At 55.8% G+C, this 12,209-nt stretch carries 12 protein-coding genes and 3 tRNA genes; 9 read left to right on the forward strand and 6 right to left on the reverse strand.

What is annotated here, in order from left to right:
• The 3 genes from IY73_RS06990 (at nt 1) to IY73_RS07000 (ending at nt 2,732) form a co-directional block, all read left to right on the forward strand.
• Nucleotides 1-73, forward strand: a tRNA-Asn gene (locus IY73_RS06990).
• Between the two features lie 169 nt (nt 74-242).
• The gene (locus tag IY73_RS06995; RefSeq protein WP_063665787.1) at nt 243-1,973 is read left to right on the forward strand and encodes an ABC-F family ATP-binding cassette domain-containing protein; all 1,731 of its coding nucleotides are present in this window, start codon (nt 243-245) and stop codon (nt 1,971-1,973) included.
• A gap of 129 nt (nt 1,974-2,102) precedes the next feature.
• A complete protein-coding gene (locus IY73_RS07000; RefSeq protein ID WP_053962446.1) occupies nt 2,103-2,732 on the forward strand; it encodes a class I SAM-dependent methyltransferase in 630 nt (209 codons plus the stop codon).
• Between the two features lie 40 nt (nt 2,733-2,772).
• Here IY73_RS07000 and IY73_RS07005 read toward each other — a convergent pair whose 3' ends face one another.
• On the reverse strand, nt 2,773-3,816 hold the full coding sequence (locus IY73_RS07005; RefSeq protein ID WP_053979136.1) for a cation diffusion facilitator family transporter: 1,044 nt from the start codon (nt 3,814-3,816) through the stop codon (nt 2,773-2,775).
• A gap of 214 nt (nt 3,817-4,030) precedes the next feature.
• On the opposite strand from IY73_RS07005, the gene IY73_RS07010 reads away from it, so the two are divergent.
• The 3 genes from IY73_RS07010 (at nt 4,031) to IY73_RS07020 (ending at nt 5,376) form a co-directional block, all read left to right on the forward strand.
• The gene (locus tag IY73_RS07010) at nt 4,031-4,573 is read left to right on the forward strand and encodes a CdiA C-terminal domain-containing protein (protein WP_148562348.1); all 543 of its coding nucleotides are present in this window, start codon (nt 4,031-4,033) and stop codon (nt 4,571-4,573) included.
• A 15-nt stretch (nt 4,574-4,588) separates the two neighbouring features.
• Nucleotides 4,589-4,972, forward strand: a complete 384-nt coding sequence (locus IY73_RS07015) for a beta/alpha barrel domain-containing protein (protein WP_053962449.1) — start codon at nt 4,589-4,591, stop codon at nt 4,970-4,972.
• Nucleotides 4,973-5,136: 164 nt separating this feature from the next.
• Nucleotides 5,137-5,376, forward strand: coding sequence for a hypothetical protein (locus IY73_RS07020; protein ID WP_158408680.1), 240 nt, complete (start codon nt 5,137-5,139; stop codon nt 5,374-5,376).
• A 103-nt stretch (nt 5,377-5,479) separates the two neighbouring features.
• Here the strand turns inward: IY73_RS07020 and IY73_RS07025 are convergent.
• Nucleotides 5,480-5,553: transfer RNA gene (locus IY73_RS07025), tRNA-Ile, on the reverse strand.
• 316 nt (nt 5,554-5,869) lie between these two features.
• Between IY73_RS07025 and IY73_RS07030 the strand changes: the two genes are divergently transcribed.
• Nucleotides 5,870-6,385, forward strand: coding sequence for a DUF3145 family protein (locus IY73_RS07030; RefSeq protein ID WP_199397486.1), 516 nt, complete (start codon nt 5,870-5,872; stop codon nt 6,383-6,385).
• 124 nt (nt 6,386-6,509) lie between these two features.
• Here the strand turns inward: IY73_RS07030 and IY73_RS07035 are convergent, their stop codons facing one another.
• Nucleotides 6,510-6,767 carry an acyl carrier protein gene (locus IY73_RS07035; protein ID WP_053962451.1) on the reverse strand — a complete coding sequence of 86 codons (258 nt, stop codon included), beginning with the start codon at nt 6,765-6,767 and terminating at the stop codon, nt 6,510-6,512.
• Nucleotides 6,768-6,853: 86 nt separating this feature from the next.
• Nucleotides 6,854-8,092: a PucR family transcriptional regulator gene (locus tag IY73_RS07040; protein ID WP_082345519.1), complete on the reverse strand. Its 1,239-nt coding sequence runs from the start codon at nt 8,090-8,092 to the stop codon at nt 6,854-6,856.
• A 179-nt stretch (nt 8,093-8,271) separates the two neighbouring features.
• Here IY73_RS07040 and IY73_RS07045 point away from each other — a divergent pair, with 179 nt between their 5' ends.
• Complete coding sequence (locus IY73_RS07045; protein WP_053962452.1) at nt 8,272-8,706, forward strand: DUF3052 domain-containing protein; 435 nt, start codon at nt 8,272-8,274, stop codon at nt 8,704-8,706.
• Between the two features lie 43 nt (nt 8,707-8,749).
• Nucleotides 8,750-8,821: transfer RNA gene (locus IY73_RS07050), tRNA-Val, on the forward strand.
• 274 nt (nt 8,822-9,095) lie between these two features.
• Here the strand turns inward: IY73_RS07050 and nuoN are convergent.
• Both nuoN and IY73_RS07060 read right to left on the reverse strand, forming a co-directional pair.
• Nucleotides 9,096-10,658: an NADH-quinone oxidoreductase subunit NuoN gene (nuoN, locus tag IY73_RS07055; protein WP_053962453.1), complete on the reverse strand. Its 1,563-nt coding sequence runs from the start codon at nt 10,656-10,658 to the stop codon at nt 9,096-9,098.
• Nucleotides 10,659-12,200: an NADH-quinone oxidoreductase subunit M gene (locus IY73_RS07060; protein ID WP_063665789.1), complete on the reverse strand. Its 1,542-nt coding sequence runs from the start codon at nt 12,198-12,200 to the stop codon at nt 10,659-10,661.
• Between the last annotated feature and the right edge of the window lie 9 nt (nt 12,201-12,209).

Here is a 12,209-nt window from a genome sequence, read left to right on the forward strand (position 1 = left end):
TCCCCCATAGCTCAATTGGCAGAGCATTCGACTGTTAATCGAAGGGTTGTTGGTTCGAGTCCAACTGGGGGAGCTTTTGCTATTTAGGGCACGGTAAAACACCCCACAGCGATTTGAGCTTGCGTCGCCCCAACCCCCTCGGCGCACCCCGCACACCATCACCAGTGCACCGGCTTTCGGCATATACTGACGACAAGAAGCATAACTGTATGCCACAGCTATGCCTGTCCCCAGGAGCTCCCATGACCGAGTCTGTGTACCCCGCTGATGTGTCGGTGGACTTTGCAGACACCCAGCTGGTCGCTACCGACATCCACTACGACTATCCCGGTAGCCCCGTCCTCAATAACATTAATCTCACGCTTTCTGCAGGAGACGTGCTGGGTCTAGTTGGCGACAACGGAGTGGGCAAGTCCACCCTGCTGTGGATTCTCTCCGGTCGCCTCAAACCCAGTGCTGGCCGTGTCACCCACCAAGGAACCCGCGTTCTTGGGGCTCAAGAGCTCGAAGCCCCCTTCGATTCCACCGGTCGTATGCTCGTTGAAGAGGCTCTCGGACCTGCCCGTCGCCGTCTCCAGGCGTTGGAAGACGCTGCCAACATTATGGCTACCACCGAGGATCCTGAGGCCGCCGCGCACGCGGAACGACGCTATGCCGAGATCTATAACGACGTCATGGCCCATGATGCCTGGAGTGCTGAGCATAATGCGGAAGTTGTTCTCGACCATTTGGGCCTAACCGGAGAGGGAGTATCCGGAGATCTTCTTGACCAATGCACTGTCGATATGTCGGGTGGTGAGCGAGCTCGTCTCGGTCTTGCACTTGCCCTCATCCGGGCACCTGAGATTCTCCTCCTCGACGAACCTACCAACCATCTCGATGCGCGAGGGCGTGAGCTTGTTGCCAAAACTATTCGAGAGCACCCGGGGATCGTCGTGCTGGCAACCCACGACCGTGACTTCTTGGATGCCACCTGCACCCATATCGGTGACATTGTGCGCAACCGCGAGGGTATCGGTATTTTCACCGGAAACTGGACTCAGTACGACAAACATCGTCGACACGAACGCCAGCTGTGGGAGCATCAGTGGCGCACTGAAGAGCACCAACGAGAGCATTTGGAAACCACTATCGAGAAAGGTGCGCGAGAGGTTTCCCCCGGCCGTGCACGTCAGGATAACGATAAACTCTCCTACAACCAGGCCGGCGGTCGCGTGGAAAAACAGATAGCCCGCCGAGTTCGAGCAGCGCGCCAAAAGCTTTCGGACCTGGAAGAAAATGGGGTGGAAAAACCGCCAGTCCTGCTTGGTTTTCATGCCCCTCTAGCGAAGGCTCCCAGTGGTAAACGTGTCGCCGCTGGTTCCGATGAGGACTTCCATCTGAAGCTCCGTGGGGTGGTTGTTCCCAAACGTGTCCACGTGGGTTCTCTGACCATTCGGCCTGGCGAAACTGTCGTCATCACCGGCCCCAATGGATCCGGCAAATCTAGCCTGCTGCATGTCATTACTGGTGCGCTCCGGCCGGAAGCAGGAGAGGTGCAGGTCGGGCAGGGAGCAACCCTGTCGATCCTGGAGCAGGAACAACGATGGGAGGACCCGAAAAAGAGTGCTGCGGAACTCTACTCCTTTGCCTCCGGTCCACACTCACTGGACTTAGACGAACTGGGGCTCATCACCCCTGAAGATGCCCAGCGACCCGTGGGTGATCTCTCGCTGGGACAGCAGCGACGGGTAGCCTTGGCCTTGCTCGTGGCTAACCCGCCAGAGATTCTCTTAATGGATGAGCCGACTAACCACTTGAGTGTTGACCTCATCGAAGAAGTACAGGACGCTATTAAACAGTGTGAAGGTACTCTTGTCGTCGTCACCCACGACCAACGCATGATCGAACAGGTGGAAGCACGGCACCTAGTTGTAAAAGATGGCGAGGTGGAGGAGCTTCCGCGAGGTGTGCTGCCCGAGATCTTCGATTAGTGTGTGCCGCACAGCAGCCCCCGCACGGCATTCTGAAGTTCCGCTCGGCATTGTGCAGTCCAACGCATGGTGAAGTGAACCTTGTTAGCCCCATTGTGTGAGTGGGTGCTTCGGGCTATTGTGGAGGACATGGCTGAACGTACATCCGCAGATTGGGACGCCCGCTACAGTGAAACACCCGCCCCTTGGGGAGGAACCCCTGCCGCGGCAGTCGTGGAACGGCTCTCCACTATGGAACCCGGCACCGCTCTTGACCTAGGGTGTGGGGATGGTCGGCACGCTCGTCTTCTGGCGCAGATGGGCTGGGACGTAGTAGGCGTTGATCTCTCTCCCGAGGCAATTCGTATAGCGGCAGAGCACGAGTCATTGGGGCCGAAGATTGTCTATACGGTGGGGAACGTCTGTAACTGGGTACCGGTCTACGATGCACAAGTTACTGGTGATGACCGTTTCACCAGCGGCAAATTCGACCTTATTTTGGGCGCTTATCTGCATTTGCCCATGCATCAGCTACGCGATGTGTTGAAGCGTAGCCAAGCCTGGTTGCAGCCGCACGGTGCGCTTCTCTATCTTGGGCATGCTGCCGAAAACCTCCGTCACGGCATTGGAGGCCCGCAGGATTCTGCACTTCTTCCGACCGTCGCTGATCTTGCTAGTGCCAGTGCGGGGATGCGGGTCATCCGCCTTGAGCATATGGTGCGACCGGCCGGCCGTTCGCAAGCTGTTGATGTCCTTCTTCATGCAGAAAACTGGGACTAGTACCGGAACCGCTGCTTCCGTACCGCAGTAGTGGCAAGGGTTAGACGCAGGCGCCGACATTCGCGCATTGTTCGGCAGGTGTTTCTGCTTGCACCGTCACATGGTGAAGAGAGTAGGTGTGCTCCATGAGTTCTTGCACGCGCTGGCGGGCTTGCGGATTTGAGGTGACAACATGGACAGATCCGATGTTGTCACCGGTGGTGAGGCTCCACACATGAAAATGGTGGAGTGCTTGTACACCGTCTACCGATAAGATGTCTTGGCGGAGAGACTCCACATCGACATCTGTGGGTGTGCCTTGCAGGATGACGTTACCCACTTGGCGGAGCAATGCGACTGCCCGCGGGAGTACCCATATCGCGATGAGGACTGCAACCACAATGTCGGCATACACCCATCCTGTGAGATAGGTGATGAGACCGGAGATGAGTACTCCAACCGACCCCACCATGTCTGCCATCACCTCTAGATAAGCGCCCTTCACATTAATGGACTCGTCCTTACCGCCACGGATGGCAAGAAACGCGAAAAAGTTCATGAGTAGTCCCACTACTGCGACGATGGCTACTGGTAGCCCCAGGACATCAACGGGATGGATGAGACGCTCGACGGCTTCGACGACGATGATGACGGCGACTGCTAGCAACAGAACTGCGTTGAATCCCGCGGCGAGTACCTCGACGCGGCGAAAACCGAAGGTGTGTTGTGGAGTGGCGGAGGTGCGTGCGCCAATTCGGATGGCAATGAGTGCAGTGCACAGGCCAAAGACATCGGTAAACGCGTGTGCCGAGTCCGACAGGAGAGCGAGCGAACCGGAGAGTAGCCCTACAATAATTTGTGTGATGACGGTCACGAGTCCCAGGGCGATAGCGACACTGATGCGCCATTGAGGAGTGCGGGCGAGTTGTGCCGCGTCGTGATGGTCGTGGGTGTGATGATGGGAATGACCGTGAGGTAGTGTGCTGCCGTGATCGTGACTGTCGGGGTTGTGGTTGTCACTGGGATCCGGCACGTGGCTATGTGTGTGGCCATGTTCCGGGCCGTGAGTGTGATCGGACTGGTGAGTGTGATCAGTGGCCTGCATTACCAAACCTCTCTAATATATGCGTGATAATGCATATATTAGAGAGGTGAAGGAAGATTAGCAAGGGAACCCTTCGAAAAGGGGAGAGGTGCTCCTGCTGGGCCTTGCCTCCCTGGAGCAGGCGCGTACTACGCTCATCGGTGCGCACCGCCCCTATCAAGTCCGCGCCGGGCATACGATGAAAAACGTCATGACTGTGCGCCCTACTCCCAGTGTGCTCCAAGCCCCCGGACAGACACACCTCTACAAGAGAGGAAAGAGTGCCCGTAAGGGGGTTAATCCTCGTAGTTATTCAGCTGAGCAGCTACGTCAAGGCGGGATTGTCGGAGGGGAGGATCAGTGGAGCCCGTATGAAAAAGAGGTTGCTGTGTTAGTGGAGAAACGCAGTGGTGTTCGGTTGGAATACTGTGCCGCTCTCGGACAATTGCCAAGTGATACACAGGACGATTTTAGGAGTTCTCTTGGGCTGGGAGAGAACTTCAGCAAGAACACCCCAGATATCGTCTGCGGGGACATCACAGTAGAAGTAAAACAGGTTAGTAAGACTTCTGAAAACCCGCGTAATGGTGTCACTGCAAACATCAGAAAAGCGCAGCATCAATCTGACCATGTTGTCATTGACTCGAGAAACTTCTCTATCCCCCGAGAAGAACTTATCGAAACAATAGAAAGCGACATTGACCCCGATCATTACCCGAAAGAACTCCTTGTTCTAGGCACTGATGATAAAGGCGACTATGAGCTAATACGGCCCTAGAGGAGGTGTGTAAGCATGGCAGATTACCCAGATTTTGACCTATACATAGAAACAAGTTCTATGTCGGATGTTAGAAAACCCCTTTCTACTCTAAAAGCAGATATTGTTTCCGAGTCTGACCGGTATATGGAGTTCAGTATTGCTCGTCCTGGACAAGACGACCTGGAGGGTTTCGTTACCCGGAATACAGAAGAGGGCTCCAGTCAGATTATCCTGTCGTCATATGAGTTCACCGGGGGAGAGAGTATCTTCCTCGGATATGTAGATTTGATATGGGATGCTTTCGCCGAAAACACCTCATATGATATGAGACTTGAGCAATTCGGTGAGACGATATCCTCCCAATTCACCCGCTACCGTATCGATGGCGTTGTCTCAGAGGAGCCTGTAGCCGCCTAAGAGCTTTTATCACCTGAATAGAACCCCGTCACCCCCTATTGGGTGCGGGGTTTTCCTTTACCCACCGCCCGTAGCCGCGTGTCCGCGCCGGGCGGTGTGGTGTGTTTGAGCACCCTTTCCAGCCGGGGGTTGTGTGGTTGGGCACTTGACCCACGGTGCTTGTGATGTGGGGTTTTGTTGAGGAGAAGAAAATCATGCCGGATCATGTGACGCCGAATGATGTTGCCTACATGTCTGCTGGTGAGCAGATCCCAGACAATATGCAAGAGGAGCGGTCGGAGGGGCGAGAATTCACCCCGCCTGCCTCGCAGGAAGAGTTCGGTGGTTTTATGTTGTTGCTGGGCTTCCTCGCTTTTTTCGTGCGTTTTCGTGGCTACATTTTGGCTACATCTGGTGCATTTTAGAGCCTTTTTATGCCCCCTCGTGCCCCCTCAAGCACCTACCAAAAATGTAGTGAAACCCCTGGTGAAACAGCAATTATGCCGATCTACCAGGGGCTTTGAAAAGTGCGCCTGCTGGGGCTCGAACCCAGGACCAAATGATTATGAGTCATCTGCTCTAACCGACTGAGCTACAGGCACGTACTCCTCTGCTGTGAGAACAGAAATGAGCGTATCCAGTGTAGCGCGTTACTAGCTAAACCTCCGCTTCGGTAGGGCGCTATCGTTGCCGGTTGCTGGTGATACTGATGTTACTGAAGTTTATTAAAGTTAAAAATGTGCTTTTACCTGCGAATTTTTTTAAAAATAACGCGGCGTGTCGGAGGTTCAATCGAAGAAAAGTCTCAACCTTTAGTGCAAACTTGAACGTGACAAGAGAAAAGTGCACACACCTCCGAATAGGACGTACTGCGTTGGGGAAGACGTCATACGTCTCAGAAGAAGAAGGAGGTGCGGCGTGCACGTCGCTACACCATTTGTTGATGCCACCACTGGGGTGGTGTCCCTTTATGCTGCCCCCGCAGCGCTTTGCCCGCGGATCGAGCAGGTCCTGGCTCGTACCTTACAAGCAGCCCTCCCTACCCGGCGGCTCGTGTGGCACACTGTGGAAGGCCGTCCAGGTATGCTCCGCACCTCTGTCGACTGGATCGGACCAGTTGGCAGTGGGCAAGCCCTCGCTGAAGCCCTCGCAGAGTGGCCCATTCTTTCCTTTGATGTCACTGAAGATGCCACTGAAAGCTGGAACGGCCAGCGTTTCAGCCATACTCCAGATCTCGGTCTCTGGCGGGGGGAGACAAATGCTTCGGGTGACGTCGTTGTCTCCGAAAACCGACTTCGCGAAATTATGCGTGCTGGTGATCTTGAGCATGGCATCGAACTCGCACTCGGCACGGCATGGGATGAGTCTCTTGACACGCTTCGCCAAGAACAGCCTTCTAGTATAGACGTCACCTGGCTGTCCGCCGTCGGTTAAACCACCTACGCACCCCCTCTTTTCCTCTTCACAAAAACTGTGGTGGGCACCCGCAACGGAGTGCCCACCACAGTTCGTTTTTCACCGTTATTATTCCTTTGTTAGTGGAGATAACAGCACGTTATCAGGATCGCCCCACAGTGACTCGTTTAATGTAATCGACGACATCGCGTACCGTGCCCATACCTTTCATTCGCTCATCGGGAATTTCAATGCCGTACTTGTCCTCGGTCTGAACAGCAATTTCTACCATCGACAGGGAATCTACGTCCAGGTCATCCACAAACTTTTTGTCTGGAGTTACCTCAGTCTGTTCAATACCGGTGACTTCCTCGATGATCTCGGCAAGGCCAGCAACGATGTCTCTTTCATCAGCAGCCATCTGCGGTGCTTTCCTTTCCGTCTAGTACCTTCACTATGCGTACAGGGGGGAGGGCGCAGAGTGGCGCCCAGATAATACTCACGACTCTACCAAGATTTGTTGCTGGATTCGTTAATGTCCTCGAGCATCCCCAAAACATTAGCGATCCGCAGCGTAAACCGCATACGCGAATCAAGTGGATCCATACCGGTAATGTCATTTACTCTCTTCAAACGGTAACGTACCGTGTTGGGGTGCACGTAGAGCTGCCGGGCCGCTTCTTCGACGCCACCATCAACCGAAAGATAAAGTCGCAAGGTGTCACGAATGGCTGCACTCGCAGACTTCTGCAAAGGCTTAATGATGCCATGAAACAGACGCTGCACAGCTCGATGGTCTCCCGCTATCGCCCGTTCCGGGATAAACATGTCAGCAGCCGCCACGCGCGGAACATTGGGCATTGCTTGCGCGACGCGTAACGCTGCAAAAGCTTCCTCTGCGGACCGAGATGCTCCCGCTAGATTGCGCGCTGTTGGCCCTAGCATGATCTGGTCATCGGAGAAGATCTCATAGAGTGGGCATTCTGGATCCATGAGCACTTCTGCAGGCACGTTCACCAGTGTCACCAAATAAGGGCCTTGCACCGCTGCCAAGGCGCGATAGCCCAGGTCGGATGCTGCTTGGTGGAGACGAAGCACAGTCCGCTCATGTCGATCCATGGAACGCGGAGTTCCGACCATCACTGTCACCGGCTGATTAGCGTCGCATGCCAAGGCAGAGCCAAAGGAACGGATGTCTTCAGACTTTGCTCCGCGCACCACCGCGTCAACTAGTGCCGTCTCCATGCGGGCATCCCAGGCACCGCGTTTTTCCGCTGCCGCCGCAAAGTAGTCTGCAATGGAGAACCCCAACTCGCGGCTGTATCGAAGCGCATGGACTAGCAATGTGACCTTTGCTTCTGGCATGTCCTTCATGTTGATGACGGCCTGTTCGATGACTTCCATGCTCGAGTGCAGGATGGAGACAGACTGCTGCAAGCTCAGACCTTCCACCATGTGGACGGAATCCGAGCCAAGTACATCCATAAAATCAAGATTGTTATTCTCTGGATTCTGGACCCAATCCGCAAAAAACCGAATGGCAGACTGCACCAACGCTCCGATATCAGCCCGATGTTTGGCGTCAAGTTCTGCAAAGAAGGGAAGAGACACACTCATGTGTGCCATCACAGTCCGGGTGAGCTGGCCAGATATCTCACGAATGTGGTGGACAAGGCTTGGCGACACTGCATCGAGTATGGTCAGTTCAGTCTGCGAACCTTCGGAGGTAATTTGTTCAGTACTCACAAGATTATTGTTGCATGTTTGTTCAAATGAGTGAGTGCTATTTCCGTGAGTTAAGCCACACACCTGGACGTCAGGAGGTGCTGGACTTGTTGCCAGAAGAAACCAATGTGTAATAGTTTTTTCATAGGTAGACTGGTGGAGTCATCGGGAAACGAACTCTAATTAGGAGGATCGACGCAGTGAGCGCCAGCTCCGACGCCAACAGCTTCAACGCCATCTTGGCCCATAAACTTGAAATTTCTGACGACATGGTCGTGCAGGAGGTTGGTTGGGACGACGATTGCGACTCATCCATTAGTGAAGCTATCGAAGATATCATCGGCTCCACACTGCTCGAAGACACTTCCTATGATGTCTGTGATGCGATTCTCTTTTGGTGGCGCGACGGTGACGGAGACCTTACCGACGACCTCGTTGACGTCGTCGCCCCGCTGTCCGACGGGGGAGTGGTGTGGTTGACCACCCCTAAGACTGGTCAACCAGATGCCGTAGACCCCTCAGAGATCGCTGAGAGTGCGCGCACGGCAGGTCTTTCCCAGACGTCTACCTCCGCGGTCAATGACTGGATTGTCACCCGTTTAGTACAAGCTCGTCACGGCGCGCCTCGTCGGTAAATTAGGGCGAACAGCGTCCCATAGGTTAGAGTTTTAACGTCCTGCGTGGGTAGCTCAGGGGTAGAGCTCCGGTTTTACACACCGGCGGTCGGGGGTTCGAAACCCTCCTCACGCACTTTGGAAGATCCCCGGTCACACTGAGTGACCGGGGATCTTGTTGTCTTGAGTAGAGAGAATATGGGGGGGGGAGTCCTCTGAAGAGAAAAGGTTGACGTAGAGGGAGCATTGTCTGCGCCGAGGGGGGGAGTTGTCCGGAAGGGAGGAGTTCGTCCCTCTGAGACATTCTCAGCGCCATTTCGGGGGCTCCTTCAGACCTCTCTGGAAATGAAATAGATGTAGTCCCCCAGGACACTGTCCTGGGGGACTATCACAAAGCAGGAGGCTAACCCTTACATCAGGAAGCCACCGAGCGAGTTCGCAAGGCCCAGCACCGGTCCGGGAAGAATTCCCATGAGGATGGTGAGCACAGCAGTGATAACCACCACGATGCTGACCGCGGCACCGGGCTTTGCCACCACAGTAGTGATATTCGTGCGCTTGAAGAACATGACAATGATCATGCGCACGTAGGCGTAGGCGGCAAGTGCGGACACCAGTAAGGCAACGACGACTAGCCAGCTGTAGCCAGCCAACCACGGCACTGCGAAGACGGTGAACTTACCGATAAAGCCAGCGGTGATGGGGAAGCCTGCGAAGCTCAGGAAGTAGAGGGCGAAGGCTGCACCCAACCACGGATGCTGGCGTCCAATACCTTCCCAGGCGGAAATCGCAGTTGCTTCCTCGCCGCTCTCACGACGGACGACCGTGACAATGGCGAAGGCGCCAATGGTCGCGAGCCCGTAAGCCGCCAGGTAGATCAACACCGAAGAGACAACACTGAACTCCAGGCTTCCTACCTTGAGGAGGCCCTGATCCGCACCCACCAGAGCGGTCATGATAAAGCCCGCGTGAGTAATGGAGGAGTAAGCGATCAGTCGCTTGACGTCGGTCTGGGTCATGGTCAGCAGGGCACCGAAGAGCATCGAGATGATGGCCAGTACCACGATGACAATTTCCCACTGACGTTCGTTGAGCGGCACTGCCACGGTGAGAACGCGGGCGAGAGCAGCAACGGCAGCCAGCTTAGTGCAGATTGCCATGAAGGCAGTCACCGGGGTGGGGGCGCCTTGATAGACGTCCGGAACCCAACTGTGGAACGGTACTGCACCAATCTTGAAGAGGAGGCCAATCACGACAAATACGACGCCGAGCACAAGCAGGGCAGGCTTGTCGGTGTGAGAGGACTGCTCTGCAATGCCAGCAAAGGTGAAGTTACCGGTGGCGGCGTAGAGCATCACGATGCCGTACAGCATGACGGCTGCTGCAAGTACGCCCAGCAGGAAGTACTTCAGAGAAGCTTCCTGGCTCAGACGTCGGCGGTAGAGTGCCAGCCCGGCGAGAACGTAGAGCGGCAGGGACATCACTTCAAGAGCGACGAAGAGCATAAGCAGGTTGGTCGCTGCGGTGAAGAGCATCATGCCGAACAGAGAGAACAGCGCCAAGACATAGATCTCGGAGTGTTCAGTTCGCTCACTCTCGGGGATTGTCTTCAGCCGGCGTGCATGCCGTGTACTGAAGAGAATCATGCTGAGGGCGGTGAAAACAATCAGAGCACCCTGCGCCACATAGGTGGGCTTATCCATGGCAAGGAGGCCATTGGCGACAACCGAGAAGTGGCCATCGACCCAGTTCGCAATCAGCATTCCCATCGTGGCAATGAGAACGACGAAGACGGAGACCAGCTGCACGACAGCGCGAGCCGGCCGACGCACAAAGGCGTCCAGGAGGAGAGCGACACAGGCACCACCGAACATGATCAACAGCGGAGCGAGGGTCTGGTAATCCAGCGCCGGGCTCTCGATCATTCGTGCGGGGCTAGCCATCATGTCCATAGCAATGATGTTCTGGATCATTTAGCGCGCACCTCCTAAAGAGATAGTGGTCGATTCAGGCTGCGCGGCCGGAGCCACGGCTTCGTGGTTTGTTGCCTTCTCAACAAAGGTGACAGCCTGTTCAGAATCGGGGTTCAGCACCCTGGTCAGCGGAGTGGGGTAGACGCCGAGGACAAGGAGCAGAGCCAGCAGAGGAACGATGATCCACCGTTCCGCCATGGACAGCTCGGAGACCTTCTCTTTCACCTCATCAGAGGGGAGACCCGTCATCGTCCGCTTGTACATCCGCATGATGTAGAGGGCGGCAAGCACCATAGCGATGGCCGAGATGCCGGCAGCCCACGGGTAATTCGTCCAGGTTCCCGCCAGCACACCGAACTCAGACACGAAGGGTGCCAGGCCGGGGAGAGACAGGGACGACAGACCCGCGATGAGGAGGAAGCCGGCAAGCACCGGGGCAACCTTCTGCACGCCACCGAAGTCGGCGATCTCTGCGGAGCCACGACGCTTCATCAGGTAACCAACCAGGAGGAAGAGCGCGGCGGTAGAGATGCCGTGGTTGAACATGTAAAGGTTGGCACCTGCCACCGAGGTGGGAGTGAGGGCGAAGAGGCCCAGTACGATGAAACCAAAGTGGCTGACGGAGGTGTACGCCACCAGGCGCATGAGGTTGCCCTGCGCCAGTGCGGCAAGTGCACCGTAGATGATGGATATCACGGCCAGGACGATGACCACTGGGGTGGCCCACTCGGCTGCGTTCGGGAAGAGACCCAGCGCGAAGCGGAACATACCGAAGGTGCCAATCTTGTCCATGATGGCGACCATCATCACTGCACCACCGGGGGTGGTGTTCTCTGCGGCGTCGGGCAGCCAGGTGTGAACCGGAACCATGGGGGCCTTCACAGCGAAGGCGATCATGAATCCCACAAACAGTAGGCGTTCCGTGTTCGTGCCGAGATTCATGTTCATGAGGTCACTCAGCAGGAAGGTGCCGTGGCCACTGTTCTGGGAGTTTATGTAGACGCCGATAACGGCGGCCAGCATAACCAGACCAGAGGTCAAGGAGTACAGCAGGAACTTGATGGCAGCGTAGCGACGCTGTGCTCCACCAAAACCACCGATGAGGAAGAACATCGGGATGAGGGTGGCCTCGAAGAAGAGGTAGAACAGCAGAACGTCAGTGGCAGTGAAGACGTAGAGGGAGAAACCCTCGACGGCCAGCGCAAGTGCCAGGAAGGCGCGTTCTCCCAGCTGGTCTTCACGGAAGTTCTCCGTGAAAGCGTAGAGCAGCACCAGCGGGGTGAGAATGGCGGTGAGGAGCACGAGGCTCAACCCGATACCATCCACACCAAGCGAGTAGTAGGCGTCAATCTGGGGAATCCACTGGTGTAGTTCGGTGAACTGCATACCTTGGCCAGGGTTGAAGAGTACTGCCATAGCAATGGCGATACCCAGCGAGCCGAGGGAGGCAAGCATGGCCACCACGCGGCTGGCAACACCCCGGACCACGGTAAGGAGGAGCGCTCCTACCAGGGGGATTAGTGCGGCAGAGGTAATTAACATTCTCTCAAT

The organism is Lawsonella clevelandensis, from assembly GCF_001293125.1.
GTDB lineage: Bacteria > Actinomycetota > Actinomycetes > Mycobacteriales > Mycobacteriaceae > Lawsonella > Lawsonella clevelandensis.